Origin of the sequence: Streptococcus sp. 20925_1_44, assembly GCF_041432435.1 — a bacterium.
GTDB lineage: Bacteria > Bacillota > Bacilli > Lactobacillales > Streptococcaceae > Streptococcus > Streptococcus infantis.
Genome location: NZ_JAPVZQ010000001.1, coordinates 384,006 through 400,319, shown reverse-complemented (window position 1 = coordinate 400,319; position 16,314 = coordinate 384,006). Strand labels below are relative to the sequence as shown.

Genomic DNA, 16,314 nt, shown 5'->3' with positions numbered 1-16,314 from the left:
ATATCAAAGAATCGTCAAGCATTTCTAAAGAGTTTCTAAAGTTTTTAAATTTTAAAAAAATAAAAGCCCAGTTGGCTAGAAATACTAGTTGACTGGGCTTATTTTCTATAAAATATATTTTTCAATAGCGCGTGCAACGCCCTCTTCTTCGTTGCTTGTTGTTACTTCATCAGCGAGAGATTTGACGTAATCGCTAGCGTTTCCCATGGCAATCCCAAGCCCTGCAAACTCCAACATCTCAATGTCGTTATTGGCATCACCCATTGCCATGATTTCAGAAGGTTGGATATCCAAAATCTCAGCCAAACGAGAAAGTGCTGAAGCCTTAGTTGTACCTAGTGGCATTGCTTCATAGATAACTGGTTGTGAACGAACTCCGCTAAATCTCTGACAAAGTTCATCCGCAAATCGTTGTTCAAAATCATCTGTTTGCTCTTTTGTTCCTAAGAACATGCCTTGGAACATGCGATATTTCCCGCTAGTAGCTTCTTCCAGTGAGATTTCAGTCAGGTCAGCAAAGACAAGTGTAGCATCATATTGAACAATAGGATTTGGTTTGCCTCCGAGAACGAAGTAATGTTCCTCGTCAAAGAGAGTCAACTGGACCTCACTCTTTTCAGCAAGTTCATTCAGGTATTCGATGTCAGATTTACTAAGTTCTCGCCAGTCAACAAGGCCCCAGTCACTAGTTTGGTGGGTAGAACAACCATTGTTGACAATAACGTATTCATTCTGCAAATCAAGCCCGAGTTTCTTGTAGTAGGGAAGAACTCCAAAGAGAGGTCGTCCAGTACAGAGAACCAGTTTAACACCTTTTTCGATAGCCTTATGAATGGCATCAATATGAGCTTGAGGGATTTCTTTGGCTTCGTTGAGCAGAGTACCATCCATATCCAGAGCAAGTAGTTTAATCATAGTATTTCCTTTTCACGTGTTTTGCGTATATTATAGCATATTTTGAGGCAAATAAGTCTAAAGCTAAGTGAAATGCCATTTCTATTTAGGTTTTTAGTAGATAGATAACAAAAATATGATATACTAAATTAGTAATATATTTAATATTATACTGATAATGGATAAAAAATCAGAGGACTTGGCATGAAAAAAAGAACAGTACAGATTTTACTAGCCTTGTTAGTAATTATTTATAGGAAGACATGGTTTTGGTGGATTTTTAATCATTTTGCAGGTAGGCTTGTACCTGCTAGTAGAGAATTTTTTCAAATTCTTGCTTTTTTAGAGCTCATCGTTACTTTTATAGCTATTCTTTATTTACTAGTATTCGAAGGTAGGAAAATTCTTGAGTTGAAGTGGAAATAGAGATATCCAGTTTATTTGCTTCTTGCTTATGGAGTCAATCATCTTTCAGGTATTGTGTTTTCCTTTTTAACCCCAGCAACGTCCAATCAAATGACTTTAAATGAATTAGTTGAGATGACAGGGCGACAAGAGTTACTATATTTATTGCTTATTACTTGTCTGCTAGGACCAATTACAGAAGAATTGGTTTATCGAGGAGTTCTGATGAATACATTTTTGAAAGATTCACCTTGGTATGGAGATGTTTTACTATCAGCCTGTGTCTTTGGCTATGTGCATGTTTCTGATGGTATAACACCACTTGCCTTTTTCACCTATGCAAGCGGAGGAGCGATTGTAGCATTCCTCTACCGAAAAACTCATTCTCTCTATTATCCCATTTTGCTCCATATCATGATTAACATTTTAGCATTTTGGGAATTATGGGTACTCTTGTTTTCTGGTAGTTAATAACTATAAAAGGTCGGATTTTATTCCGACTTTTTTGATATGGGACAGGTTAAAATTAGGGCTTTATATCAATCTGTTTTTACTTAAAAAATGATATAATAAAAGGTAATGAAAAAACAAACGAGGCAGAGATGAAACTACTTTATTCCGATATTCGGACTTCTTTGACAGAAATCCTAACTAAGGAGGCTCAAGGACTAGTTGACCAAGGGAAACGAGTCTTTTATATCGCCCCTAACTCTCTTTCTTTTGAAAAGGAACGTGCCGTGCTGGAGTGCTTGAGTCAGCAGGCTTCTTTTGCTATTACAGTCACGCGCTTCGCTCAAATGGCTCGTTATCTGGTTTTAAATGATATTCCTGAGAGGTCAAGTCTCGATGATATCGGTCTTGGTATGGCTTTCTATAAATGTCTGTCCGAGATTGACCCTAAGGATTTACGTGTTTACGGGGCTATTAAACAAGATCCTCAATTCATCCAGCAACTGATTGAGATTTATCATGAAATTTCAACTGCAAATATGAGTTTTTTGGACTTGGAAAGTTTGACAGATGCTGATAAACGCTCTGATTTACTCTTAATTTTTGAAAAGGTAACAGCGTATTTAAATCAAGGTCAAGTTTCACAAGGAAGTCCATTATCTCATCTGATTGATGCTATCGAAGAAAACAAGGTAAGTAGCGATTTTAGCAAGATTGCCCTAGTCATTGATGGTTTCACTCGTTTTTCTGCAGAAGAGGAACACCTAGTGGATTTGCTTCATCGTAAGGGTGTTGAGATTATTATTGGTGTATATGCGACTAAGAAAGCCTACACTAGCCCTTTTAGTGAAGGGAATCTCTATCAAGCCAGTGTTGAATTTCTACGTCATTTAGCTTTTAAATATCAGACCAAGGCTGAAGATGCATGTCAAGAACATAAATATCTTGATACTTTTGCCAAGGCCTCAAAATTACTGGAAAGTGCTTATGATTATTCTGAAATTAGCTTAGAAGTGGATGCTAAGGATAGAGAAGACTTGCAAATCTGGTTTTGCCTGACACAAAAAGAAGAGCTGGAGCTCGTTGCTCGTAGCATTCGCCAAAAATTGCACCAAGAGCCAGAACTTAGCTATAAGAATTTTCGTATCTTACTAGGAGACGTAGAGTCTTATAAACTGTCCTTGCAGATAATTTTTAATCAATATCAGATTCCTTTTTATCTAGGTAAGAGTGAGTCTATGGCTCATCATCCTTTGACTCAATTTGTAGAATCTGTGGGACGTCTCAAACGGTACTATTTCCGTCAAGAAGATTTGATTAATCTCCTACGCACTGGATTGTATACCGACCTTAGTCAAGAAGAAATCGATAGCTTTGAACAATATATCCGCTATTTAGGTATTGATGGACTTTCTAGCTTTAAACAAGAATTTACAAAAAACCATCATGGGAAATTTGATTTAGAAAAATTAGATGAGCTGCGTGTCCGTGTCCTAAATCCACTAGAAACTTTATTATCCAGTCGTAAGCAAAAGACTGAAAATATCCTTACAAAATGGAACAACTTTTTGAAGGATGCATCTGTTACCAAGCAATTACAATCCTTATCTGAAACGATGGATGCGGCAGAACAAGAAAGACAAGAAGAGGTCTGGAAAGCATTTTGCCACGTAATGGAGCAATTTGCTACTGTATTTGAAGGGACTCAGGTTGCTTTAGATGATTTCTTGGCTCTTCTTCATTCAGGGATGTCCTTATCAAATTATCGTACAATCCCAGCAACGGTAGATACGGTTCTGGTGCAAAGTTATGATTTGATTTCGCCTTTGACTTCTGATTACATCTATGCACTCGGCTTAACCCAGGATCATCTACCTAAAATCACCCAAAATACTAGTCTTTTGAGTGATGAAGAAAGAGAAGTTTTAAACCGAGGTACTGAAGAAGGCTCTCAATTATTGATTGCTAGCCATGAAAATCTTAAGAAGAATCGCTATACCATGCTTTCTTTGGTAAATTCTGCCAAGAAGCAATTGGTTTTATCGGCGCCAAGCCTGCTCAATGAAAACGAGAGTAAAGAGTCAGTTTATCTGAAAGAATTGCAGGATTTTGGTTTTAGCAAGATTGAAAAGAGAATCGATCGAAGAAACCTATCAACGAATGATATTGGTTCTTATCACAGTCTTTTGTCTAGTCTTGTTGCTTATCACCAGCAAGGTGATACAGAGACAAGTGAGAAGGACTTAACCTTTATTAAGGTTCTAGCTCGTGTCATGGGGAGAAAATTAGAAGATCAAGGTCTTGATAATCCTGTCCTACCTACAAGTCCAAAAAGTAAGACCTTAGCTACTGAAACTTTGGAAGCCTTGTATCCTCAAGATCAAGATTTTTATCTATCAACTTCGGGATTAACAGAGTTTTATCGTAATGAATACAGCTATTACCTTCGTTATGTCTTAGGCTTGCAGGAAGAATTACGTTTGCGACCTGATGCACGAAGTCATGGCAATTTCTTGCATCGTATTTTTGAACGAGCTATGAAACTTCCTGTTGATACACCTTTTGATCGTCGTTTAGAGCAAGCAATTTCTGAAACCAGTCAAGAACGTGAGTTTCAAGCGATTTATCAAGAAAGTTTGGAAGCCCAATTAACCAAGGAAGTTCTTTTAGACGTTGCGCGTGCAACTGGACACATTCTTCGTCACAATTCTGAAATTGAAACAATTCAGGAAGAAGCAGTCTTTGGTGGTAAGGAACAAGCTTTTATTCAGTTAGAAAACGGCAGAAATGTCTATGTCCGTGGTAAAGTAGACCGTATCGACCGCTTAAAAACCAGTGATGCGATTGGTATTGTCGATTACAAATCTTCTCTAACTCAGTTTAACTTCCCTCTATTTTATAACGGCCTTAATTCACAGTTACCGACCTATCTTGCTGCTCTTAAGAAAGAAGGAAATAACGATTTCTTTGGTGCTATGTATTTAGAGATGGCTGAGCCAGTTCAGTCCTTACAATCTGTTAAAACTCTTTCAAAGGCTTTAGCAGAAACGACTAAGAGTATGAAATATCAAGGGCTATTTCTCGAAAAAGAGATAAAGAACCTTGGGGAACTTTATAATAAAAACAAGACCTATCAGTTGTCTGATGAGGAATTTCAGTTATTGCTGGACTATAACGCCCTTATCTATAAGAAAGCTGCAGAGAAGATTTTATCTGGTAGATTTGCTATCAATCCTTACACAGAAGACGGCAGAAGTATTGCCCCATATGTTCAACAATATCAAGCTATTACAGGTTTTGAAGCCAATTACCATCTGGGTCAAGCTAGGTTATTAGATAAGGTTGCTAAGAGCAATGATAAGGAAACATGGTTTAATAAAATTAGAGAGGAGTTGGAGCGATGAAATTTTTATCCCAAGAAGAGATTGAAAAGTTGCAAATAGAAGAAGCTCATTCTGACAAGAAACCCAAGAAAACTGCTGAGCAAATTCAAGCTATCTACAGTTCTGGTCAAAACATTCTGGTCTCAGCATCAGCTGGCTCCGGAAAAACCTTTGTCATGGCAGAACGAATTCTTGATCAACTAGCGCGTGGTGTAGAAATTCGCCAACTCTTTATCTCAACCTTTACGGTAAAGGCAGCAACCGAGTTAAAAGAACGCTTGGAAAAGAAAATCAGCCAACAAATCCAAGAGACTCAAGATTTGGAGCTAAAAAAGCATCTTGGAAGACAATTAGCTGATTTACCAAATGCTGCAATTGGAACCATGGATTCCTTCACCCAGAAATTCTTGGCTAAACATGGTTATCTCATTGATTTGGCCCCAAACTTCCGCATTCTTGAGAATGAAAGTGAGCAACTCCTCTTAAAGAATGATGTGTTTCGACAAGTTTTCGAAAGTCACTACCAAGGTAAGGAACAAGAACAGTTTAGTCAGTTGGTCAAGAACTTTGCGGGTAAAAGTAAGGATGCACGTGGATTGCGTAAACAGGTCTATATGATTTATGACTTTTTGCAATCTACAAGTAATCCTCAGGCTTGGCTACAGGAATCTTTCTTAAAAGGATTCGAAAAGGCCGATTTTACAGTTGCTAAAGAAAAGCTGGCTCAAGACATTCAGCAAAGACTCTGGGATTTGGAAAGTTTCTTCCGTTACCATCTAGAGAATGATGCCAAGGAATTTGGGAAAGCAGCCTACTTAGAAGCTGTCCAACAAGTTCTTGATGAAATTGGAGCTTTAACCAACGAATCTACTTTTAATCAATATCAAGAAGTTCTAGAGCGAGTTGTGAGTATTTCCAAAGATAAGGGTGGCCGTGCTCTCACAAATGCTAGTCGCAAGGCTGAACTCTTAGAACTGAAAGAAGCATACAACCAAGAGAGAAAAGACAAGTTTGAAAAGCTAATTGCACTAAATGACCAAATTACTTTATTGAAATTCCAAGAAGATTATCATCAAGAGTCTTGGGACTTGGCAATGACTTTTCAAGTTTTCATGAGTGATTTTGTTGATGCCTATCGAAAGCGTAAGCGTGAAGAAAATGCCTTCGAATTTGCGGATATTAGTCACTATACTATTGAGATTCTGGAAAACTTCCCTCAAGTTCGAAAAGAGTATCAGGAACGCTTCCACGAAGTCATGGTCGATGAGTACCAAGATACCAACCATATCCAGGAAAGAATGTTAGAACTTCTCTCTAACGGGCATAACCGTTTTATGGTGGGAGATATCAAGCAGTCTATTTATCGTTTTAGACAGGCAGATCCCCAAATCTTCAATGAAAAATTCCACAGTTTTGCTCAGGATAGCAAAGAAGGTCAGTTAATACTGCTCAAGGAAAACTTCCGTAGTAGTTCTGAAGTACTAAATGCTACCAATGACGTCTTTAAGCATCTCATGGATGAGGAAGTTGGAGAGATTTCTTATGACGGGATGCATCAACTTGTTTTCGGAAATACTGATTTACACCCAGATCCAGAAAACAAGGCAGAAGTCCTCTTGTATGATAAGGATGTTGACGGTGATTCTAAGGAAGAGGAAGAATTTTCGACCAACAAACTAACTGGTGAAATGCGAATGGTCATTAAGGAGATATTGCATCTTCATAATGATAAAGGGGTTCCTTTCAATGACATTGCTCTCTTGACCGCCAGCAGAAGCCGGAATGACCAGGTTTTACTTGCTTTGTCGGAATATGGGATACCAGTTAAAACTGATGGCGCTCTAAACAATTATTTGCAATCTTTAGAAGTGCAGGTTATGTTGGATACTCTTCGTGTCATCCATAATCCTCTGCAAGACTTTGCTTTAGTAGCTCTAATGAAGTCTCCTATGTTTAGCTTTGACGAGGATGAATTGGCTCGATTAGCCCTTCAGAAATCTGAGGATAAGGTTCAAGAGAACTTTTATGAGAAACTAGTCAATGCTCAAGCAAAAACTAGTCTCCATAAAGATTTAATCAAGTCTGAATTACTTAAAAAGTTAGACTTGTTTATGGAAACTGTTAATGCTTGGCGTTTGTTCTCAAAAACGCATTCGCTTTATGAACTTATTTGGAAAATCTATAGCGAACGTTTTTACTATGATTATGTTGGTGCTTTACCAAATGGTCAGGCAAGACAGGCCAACCTCTATGCCCTAGCACTACGAGCTGACCAGTTTGAAAAGAGTAATTTTAAAGGCTTATCACGTTTCATAACTATGATTGATCAAGTCTTGGAAGCTAAGCACGACCTTGCCAGTGTCACTGTAGCTCCACCTAAGGATGCTGTGGAGCTTATGAGTATTCATAAGAGTAAGGGGCTTGAGTTCCCTTATGTCTTTATTCTCAATATTGATCAGCAATTTAACAAGCAAGATTCCATGTCTGAAGTTATCCTAAGTCGTAAAAATGGCCTTGGTCTTAAGTACGTAGCTAGAGTAGCTACAAATGCAAAAGAGGAATATCTTCCATCTACAATTAAGTTATCGATTCCAAGCTTGACTTATAGTCAAAATGAAGAGGAGCTCCAATTAGCAAGCTATTCTGAGTTAATGCGTTTACTCTATGTAGCCATGACTCGTGCTGAGAAAAAACTTTATCTAGTCGGAAAGGGATCGAGGGAAAAGTTAGAGTCTAAAGAATACCCGACAAATGGGCAAGGTCTTTTGACTCGTGAAACAAGACTTGACGCTCAAAATTTCCAGGACTGGATTTGGGCCATCTATCAGGCGTTTTCTAAAGAGGACTTACACTTTAGTGTGCGCTTTGAAGGTGAAGAAGACCTAACCAAGGAAGCTATCGGAGAATTGGAAAATAAAAGCCAGCTCCAAGATCTTTCTCAGGCAAGCAACCGTCAGTCTGATACCATTAAGGAAGCTTTAGAAATGCTGAAAGAAGTGGAAGTGTATAATGAAATCCACCGTGCAGCGATTAATCTTCCGAGTGTTCAGACCCCAAGTCAGATTAAGAAGTTTTATGAACCAGTCATGGATATGGAAGGTGTAGTAGTAGCCGGTCAAAGTAAAGTAAAAGATAATTTGATTCAGTTTGAACTTCCAGACTTCTCCAAGACAGAAAAAGTCACTGGAGCTGAAATTGGTAGTGCCACCCATGAACTCATGCAACGAATCAATCTCGCTAAGAAACCTACTTTGGAAACCTTGACAGAAGCCTTGGAGCAAGTTCAGGCAACTTCAGCTGTTAAAGATAAAGTTAATCTAGAAAAAATCTTGTCTTTCTTTGATACAGCTCTTGGTCAAGAGATTCTAAAAAATCAAGACAAACTGTATCGAGAACAACCCTTCTCTATGTTAAAAAGAGATGATAAGAGTCAGGAATACTTTGTTGTCCGTGGAATTTTAGATGGTTATCTCCTTTACGATGATAAGATTGTTCTATTTGACTACAAGACAGATCATTATGAATATCCAAGTCAACTGATCGAACGTTATAGAGGTCAATTATCTCTATATGCAGAAGCCTTGTCTCGTTCTTACCAAATAGATCAAGTTGAAAAATATTTAATCTTACTTGGCAAAGATATGGTTGAGGTGGTCGCAGTTAACTAATCTTGTAAAAACTATTGCCTTAACGGCAGTAGTTTTTATTTATTTTCAGTTATGGTATACTAGTTTCAGAAAAGGATGTTAAAGAATCTATGTCAAAAGAAATCGATATCGAATACTATCACCAATTAGCTTTACAAAAGCAAAAAGAGCATCGTAAATTTCTTGGAAATCTGAAAAAGAAAGCACCAAAAAACCTAGATAAGATTGCGCTGGAGATTCACCAGGAAGTTTTTGAAGAAATTGATTGTACAGCCTGTGCTAACTGCTGCAAGAGCCTTGGACCGGATTTTAAGGAAGCAGATATTACACGCATTGCCAAGTACTTTAAAATGAAATTACCAGCCTTCGAAGATGAATTTCTACAGGTAGATGAAGACGGTGATAAGATCTTTAAGTCAATGCCATGTCCATTTCTCGGCGGTGACAATCTTTGTTCCATCTATGATGTCCGTCCCAAGGCTTGTAGAGAATTTCCACATACCGACCGTAAAAAGATTTATCAAATCAATAATCTGACAATCAAAAACACTTTAACCTGTCCCGCGGCCTATCTCTTTGTCGAGAAATTAAGAGATAAAATAGAATAAAAAGTTTATTTTATAATAAATTCCATCCTCAAATTCATTTGCTATTTGAGGATTTTTGTATATTTATTAATATTGATTGTTTTTGATTTCTAAAGGGGATGAGTTCCAGTCTTAAAGTTTCTTAAACTTTTTCTTAAAGAAAACTGATATAAGGTATCTTTAAGCGTTAGTCTGTATAGTTATACCATCACTAAGAAAGGAGTGCCGGTATGAACTATATAGTAATTCCAGCTTATCAACCTGATAATAAACTTATCAAACTCATCGAAAAAATCCACGAAAAGAGTGATTTTCGTATTCTAGTTATCGACGACGGTAGTTCATCAAAGTGTCAAAATATCTTTGATAAAGCAGAACAATATGCTACGGTACTCCGTCACCAAGTGAACCGAGGTAAAGGCCAAGCGCTTAAAACGGCCTTTACTTATATCCAACAACAAAATAGCTATGGAACGGTTGTAACGGCAGACGCAGATGGTCAGCATAAGATTTGGGATATTCTCCGTACGGCTAACAAAGCTTCTGAAAATCCTAATAAGCTAATCTTGGGTGTGCGGGCCTTCACTGGTAAAGTACCCCTTCGTAGTCGTTTCGGAAATAGCTTAACAAAAGCACTCTTTAAATTACAAACAGGAGTTGGAGTAACAGATACACAAACAGGTCTTCGTGCTTTTACAACAAATCTCATTCCTTTTATGTTGAAAATAGAGGGAAATCGTTACGAATATGAAATGAATATGCTTCTTGAAGCAAGTAAAGAATATCAAATTTTAGAAGTTCCTATTGAGACAGTTTATATCAATGATAATGAGGGTTCACACTTCCGTCCAATCAGAGATGGATTAATGATTTATAAAAATATTTTTAAATTTGCCTTGTCATCTCTCAGTAGTTTTGTTGTAGACTACCTTGTTTACGCTATTGCAATCTTGTTTTTACCGACAGCGCTAACAAGTTTCCGAATTTTCCTAGCTAACGGACTAGCTCGTGTGACAAGCTCCGTTTTTAACTACTCTACAAATAAAAAACTAGTCTTTAAAGACGACGATAGCCTTGTGAAAACAGGGATGGGGTACTTTGGTCTAGCAGTCGGACTCTTTGTCTTAGACACGCTACTGATTCGTCTCTTCTTTACAGTCTTTGGTATCAACCTTCTGATTGCCAAAGTTATCGTCGGCATCCTTCTCTTCGCTGTCTCTTGGACAGTGCAAAAGAAATTGATCTTTAAGGAAAGGACATCAACTGTATTATGAAATTTATAAAGAAACCATATGCTTATGCCTCGGTTCTCGGTTTACTATTGACAGGATCCTTTAGTTACTCAATGTTGAAAACTTTTGTACTCGCTGAAACTATTTCGACAGTAGCAACAACTAATACAAGTTCCAATACAGCTCAAGCTAGTCAAGCTGCTAAAACAGCAACAGTAACTAACTCAAGTTATAAGGACGAGAATATCTCTATCAATTTGACTGAAACGACGGTTAATCATACCCAAGTGTATGTTGCAGATGTTACAGTAAGTTCATCAGATTATTTAAAAACAGCATTTGCTCAAAACTCATTTGGAACAAATGTAACAGCTAAAACATCTGTCACTGCTGCAGATAATGATGCGATTCTAGCAGTTAACGGCGACTATTACGGTGCCAACTCTTCGGGTTATGTTATCCGTAATGGAGTTGTCTATCGTGATACTGTCCGTGAAAATTCTAATAATGGTGATTTAGCCATTTATAAAGATGGTTCTTTCAAGATTATTTACGAGGATCAGATTTCAGCTGAGCAACTAGTCAAAGACGGAGTTATTAATCTTTTAGCTTTTGGTCCTGCTTTAGTCGAAAATGGTGAAATAGCGGTAGGAAAAAACCAAGAAGTTGGACAAGCTATGGCTTCGAATCCACGTACAGCTATAGGTATTATCGACGAAAACCACTACATTATTGTAGTTTCTGACGGACGTACATCTGAAAGTGAAGGTCTCTCTTTGTACCAGCTAGCTGAGGTTATGAAATCCTATGGTGCAAAAACTGCCTACAATCTTGATGGTGGGGGATCCTCTACACTTTACTTCAACGGTCAGGTTATCAATAAACCAACGACTGGAGGAAACAAAATTTCAGAAAGGGCGGTGAGTGATATTGTCTACATTGGTTATTAATCCTAACAAAAGACGCTTTACAAAAACAGTTGTTTCTTATACATTAATTACGATTTTCTTCTTTGCTTTTTCTAGAATTTATGAATCATTTAGTTTTGGAGAGACATCAGTTCACATGCACTATTTATTTGCGGTACCTTTTATTGGAGGAATCCTACTAGCAATCTTTCTCAAAGTCCTTCCACATTTCTCTCGTATCAGTCTTAATTTATGGAATTCGGCAGTAGCTATTATTACAACAGGGACACTATTCCGAGGTATTGTCAATCTTTCTGGTCGTTCAACTACTCTTGATGCCCCTTACTGGTATGTCGGTATCAGTTTTGCAATCTTAGCCATTCTATCCATTTTTATACATCCACTTCTAACTAATAAAAGTAGTAGAGTAATAGAGAGTTAATTATTGATAATACAAAAAAAGTAGTCGTTCTCATATTGTTCGACTACTTTTTGTTGACTTTTATTTCTAAATTGTTTTAACAATATTACAACTTTCTTTCTTCTTTAAGACGTTACTTTTATAATTAAAATTATATTGTATAATAAAGTGGATAAATGTTGTCTTTAAAACGATAAGTAAGAAGTAAAAAATTTAGGGAATATAAAATTGAAAGGTTAAAAATGAAAAAGATATTACTAGCAAGTTCTGTTGTTCTTTCCATTGCAGGTATTTCAAAAACAACAGTATTGGCTGAAGAAAACCAAGCTACAAATAAAATAGAAAGTTCTGACAAAACTGTAGCAAATAGAACTAGTAAGGATAATAAAGAGATAAAGCAAGCTCAAGGTCAAGAGCAGAACGATAAGCAGAATCAGAACGAAACACAAAACAAGGCAGAAAAGGATTCTTCTCAAACCACACAGAAACAAGAAACAGCCCTTACCAAGGATAACTCTTCAACAGAAGAAATTACTGAAGAGGTCAACAAAGAAGGTTGGCAAAAAGAGAATGGCCAATGGCGTTATTATGAAAATAAAAAGGCTGTCAAAAATTGGAAGAAGATTGCTGGAGTTTGGTATTATTTTAACCAGGATGGTACCATGCTTAGCAATACTGTCTTTAACGACTATCTTTTCAATAAGAGTGGAGCCCTAGCGGAATCATCATGGGTGAAACTTGAAAATAAATGGTATTATGCGACTGAAGAAGGAAAAGTAACTCGAAATAAATGGGCTAGTATTTCTGGAGATTGGTATCGTTTTAATCAAGACGGTATCATGCTTAGTAATGTCATTTACGAAGACTATTTGTTCAATAGTAGTGGAGCTTTAGCAATTAACACTTGGACTAAAATTGGTGATAAATGGTACTATGGTAATCAAGATGGGAAAATTCTTCGTAATAAGTGGGAAAAAATTAAGAACATCTGGTATTACTTTAACCAAGACGGAACCATGCTCAGTGATACGATTTACAAAGAGTATCTCTTTAATAAGAGCGGTGCATTAGCCGAATCTTCATGGGTTAAGATTACTAATAAATGGTATTATGCTGATGCATCCGGTAAAATAACTAGAAATAAATGGGAAAAAATTAAAGACCGTTGGTATTACTTTGATGCGGAAGGTGTAATGGAAAGTAGTACCTGGAAAAAGAAATACTATTTAAAAGATAGTGGTGCTATGGCACAAAGTGAATGGATTTTTGACAAACAGTACAATAGCTGGTTCTACTTAAAACCAGATGGGATTTATGCTGAAAATCAATGGCAAGGGTCCTACTATCTTAAATCAGGTGGCTATATGGCCAAAAGTGAGTGGATTTTTGATAATTCACACAATGCTTGGTATTATCTGAAAGAAGATGGACTATATGCTACTGGAACTCTTAAAATCAAAGGTAAAGATTATAGTTTCGAGGATAATGGAAAATGGATTTCTAATCCGTCTGCATCAACTTACTATAAGGTAAAACCAATTATAGCCTATGTTTATAGCGCCTCTGGTAGTAGACTTAGCTATATTTCTCAAGGTTCTATCGTCGCTGTTTCTGCCTCAGGAGCTCAAGGTGATAGATTACCAGTCCAAATTTCTGGACTTTCAGGCTTTATGAATAAGAGTGACCTTGTATCTGTAAATGCTAGTGACGAGTTTATCCCTCATTATACGACTGACGGTCGTTACGTTTACCATGAGTTATCGCCTTATACAAGTATTCGTGTTGCACCTCATAGTTCATCTATGGCTGTTGGTACAAAATACTATTCAGCAGATGGCATTAACTTTGATAACTTTAAATTGGATAATCCATTCCTCTATAGAGATTTAAGAAAGCCAACAAATTATACCGCAGCTGAACTTGATAAAGTTTATTCTCTAATGAATATTAACGGAAGTCGTCTCGCAGGTAAAGGAGCTGTCTTTAAAGAAGCGGAGAAACGTTATCAGGTTAACGCACTCTATCTAATGGCTCACAGTGCCTTAGAAAGTTCGTGGGGACGTAGTCAAATTGCTAACGATAAAAATAACTTCTTTGGTATTGCAGCCTACGATACTACTCCGTATCATTCAGCTAAGAGTTTTGATAATGTCGACAAAGGAATCTTAGGGGCAGCTAAATGGATACGAGATAATTATTTTGACGAGGGCAGAACCTACCTAGGTAATAAATCATCTGGTATGAACGTTTTATACGCTTCTGATCCATACTGGGGTGAAAAAATAGCTAGTATCATGATGACCATCAATAGCAAACTTGGTGAAAAGGACTAAAATTCTTTATTATCGATAACTAAACAAAACTAGTTATCGAATTTTATCTTTAATCATACAAAAAAGGATTTACTTTTAAAAAGTAAATCCTTTTTGAACTTCTAATCAAACCTAATCTCTAATTTAGAATTAGTCTTTTTTTGATTTATGTAGAAATGCTACCAAAATAATGGATGAAATTAAAGTTACAAATCCAATGATAGTAACCAATGTTCCTTTACCTTCTCCAGTTTTAGGAAGTCCAGGTTTATCATTTGTTGTAGTTACTGTAGTTTTAGGCTCTTCTCCAGTAGTTGTTGTGGTAGTAGTGCTTGTTGTAGTTGAAGTAGTCTTAGATTCTTCAGTGGTTGTAGTTGAAGTAGTCTTAGGCTCTTCAGTTGTTGTAGTTGAAGTGGTCTTAGGTTCTTCAGTAGTTGTAGTTGAAGTAGTCTTAGGCTCTTCAGTAGTTGTAGTTGAAGTAGTTGTAGGCTCTTCAGTAGTTGTAGTTGAAGTAGTCTTAGGTTCTTCAGTTGTAGTTGTTGTTGAAGTAGTTGTAGGCTCTTCAGTAGTTGTAGTTGAAGTAGTCTTAGGTTCTTCAGTAGTTGTAGTTGAAGTAGTCTTAGGTTCTTCAGTTGTTGTGGTAGTAGTTGTGGTTTCTTCAGTCGTAGTTGTAGTGGTGGTTGTAGTTGTTGTAGTTGTTGTAGTTGTTGTAGTTTCTTCCTTCGGATTCACAATCGTTTTGGTTACCGAATGATCTGCTCCAAAATCTTCAACATTAACCACAGTATCGGCTTCTTTGATGATATGACCTGAAGGGGCTTCAATTTCAGTTAAGATATATTTATCTTTTAACAGTTTGCCAACAGCAATATTACCATTTTCATCTGATTCAAACTCACCAATGACTTGATTATTAGCTTGACGAACGACTCTAAACTTAGCACCTTTAAGTGGTTGGTTAGCATCATCGACTTTATGAATGTTGATTGAGAAAACATAACCAACACCAGAACCACCAGCAATTTGAACGGCAGCAGCATTCGTTACATTTTTGGTTTCAATACCTAGACCTTTAAGAGTTGCTTCATTTTTCAAGACCTCTCCGTCGGCTGGATCATAATTTAAACGAACATTATAAGCAATACGATATTGGTCATTTTCAGTAACATCACCTAAATCGATAACAAATGATTGACCATCTTCGCTAATTGTAATCTTATGTTGGTCTGTTACATCAACTCTATCAGAGAATACCCACTCACCAGTATCATAAGAGAATTTACCTTTAATAATTTTAATGCTATCTTTTACGTATGAAGCATTCGTAAATTGTAAGTGATCTTCGAGTGTAACATTCTTAATATTTTGTTTTGTACGATTGACAGAAATCGTGTATTGAATTTCCCTTTGGTCCCCTGCGTTTACCCAACTAGTCTTTGTTAAAAGTCTAGGATTTCCATCGCCAACACCAGTAAATGAAACTTTACCAGCAATTTTTGTTTCTTTGTTAATGGTGATTTCTACTGGAACCTCACCTTTTTGTGGGTGTTTTTTGAAATCGATACGAGCGTAAAAGAAGAATGATCCGCTTGTATCTGAGTGTTTTTCAACATAATCCGTATAGGTAATTGTAATGGATTTATTATCTGGGCTTACTTCAGCATTTGCGATAATCTCATTTGTATTGATATCACGAATCTTGAACGAAGTATTAGTAATCATCAAAGCATCTGGAACAGTAACTACAGTTGAATCTCCTGCTTTAACATTTTTTCCAGACAAATTATAATCAGCGTTGATTCGGAAGGTTGCCCACTGTTGCAAGTCCCAGTTGAGATCTCCGCCTTCATTATTTGATACTTTAACATTTTGGATTGTATCAACAAATTTTCCAGAAACTGAAACCTCAGGAGTTTCAGCAAAAGTTTTATTCAAACTAAATACGAAAATAGTCGTCAATACAACGATCAAAAATGAGAAAATACTAAACTTTTTCTTTTTGTTCATCATATACATCCTTCTTATAAATTTAAGATAGTTTCTAAATATAATATAAAGTAGTGTCAATCATTAAC

Annotated in this window: 9 protein-coding genes and 1 pseudogene; 8 read left to right on the top strand and 2 right to left on the bottom strand. The window is 36.8% G+C overall.

Going from position 1 to position 16,314, the window contains the following annotated elements; all coding sequences use genetic code 11:
* Positions 1 to 105: 105 nt before the first annotated feature.
* Entirely contained in the window at positions 106 to 915 is an 810-nt protein-coding gene (locus O3643_RS01850; protein WP_371499447.1) for a Cof-type HAD-IIB family hydrolase, read from the bottom strand.
* 183 nt (positions 916 to 1,098) lie between these two features.
* Here O3643_RS01850 and O3643_RS01845 point away from each other — a divergent pair.
* The 8 genes and pseudogenes from O3643_RS01845 to O3643_RS01810 all read left to right on the top strand — a co-directional run bounded on the left by O3643_RS01845 (position 1,099) and on the right by O3643_RS01810 (position 14,260).
* Positions 1,099 to 1,770 (top strand): annotated as a pseudogene (locus O3643_RS01845) (lysostaphin resistance A-like protein).
* A gap of 131 nt (positions 1,771 to 1,901) precedes the next feature.
* Positions 1,902 to 5,153, top strand: coding sequence for an ATP-dependent nuclease subunit B (gene rexB / locus O3643_RS01840; RefSeq protein ID WP_371499445.1), 3,252 nt, complete (start codon positions 1,902 to 1,904; stop codon positions 5,151 to 5,153).
* Positions 5,150 to 8,800 carry a helicase-exonuclease AddAB subunit AddA gene (gene addA / locus O3643_RS01835; RefSeq protein WP_371499443.1) on the top strand — a complete coding sequence of 1,217 codons (3,651 nt, stop codon included), beginning with the start codon at positions 5,150 to 5,152 and terminating at the stop codon, positions 8,798 to 8,800. Before rexB ends, addA begins: the two co-directional genes overlap by 4 nt.
* Before the next feature lie 89 nt (positions 8,801 to 8,889).
* Positions 8,890 to 9,387, top strand: a complete 498-nt coding sequence (locus O3643_RS01830) for a YkgJ family cysteine cluster protein (protein ID WP_006152239.1) — start codon at positions 8,890 to 8,892, stop codon at positions 9,385 to 9,387.
* Between the two features lie 209 nt (positions 9,388 to 9,596).
* Positions 9,597 to 10,640 carry a glycosyltransferase gene (locus O3643_RS01825; protein ID WP_371499441.1) on the top strand — a complete coding sequence of 348 codons (1,044 nt, stop codon included), beginning with the start codon at positions 9,597 to 9,599 and terminating at the stop codon, positions 10,638 to 10,640.
* On the top strand, positions 10,637 to 11,548 hold the full coding sequence (locus O3643_RS01820) for a phosphodiester glycosidase family protein (RefSeq protein ID WP_371499439.1): 912 nt from the start codon (positions 10,637 to 10,639) through the stop codon (positions 11,546 to 11,548). The genes O3643_RS01825 and O3643_RS01820 overlap by 4 nt, the downstream gene beginning before the upstream one ends.
* Positions 11,523 to 11,948, top strand: a complete 426-nt coding sequence (locus O3643_RS01815; protein ID WP_371499437.1) for a hypothetical protein — start codon at positions 11,523 to 11,525, stop codon at positions 11,946 to 11,948. Before O3643_RS01820 ends, O3643_RS01815 begins: the two co-directional genes overlap by 26 nt.
* A 221-nt stretch (positions 11,949 to 12,169) precedes the next feature.
* The gene (locus O3643_RS01810) at positions 12,170 to 14,260 is read left to right on the top strand and encodes a glucosaminidase domain-containing protein (RefSeq protein ID WP_371499435.1); all 2,091 of its coding nucleotides are present in this window, start codon (positions 12,170 to 12,172) and stop codon (positions 14,258 to 14,260) included.
* 129 nt (positions 14,261 to 14,389) lie between these two features.
* Here the strand turns inward: O3643_RS01810 and O3643_RS01805 are convergent, their stop codons facing one another.
* Positions 14,390 to 16,246, bottom strand: coding sequence for an Ig-like domain-containing protein (locus tag O3643_RS01805; protein ID WP_371499708.1), 1,857 nt, complete (start codon positions 16,244 to 16,246; stop codon positions 14,390 to 14,392).
* Positions 16,247 to 16,314 lie beyond the last annotated feature (68 nt).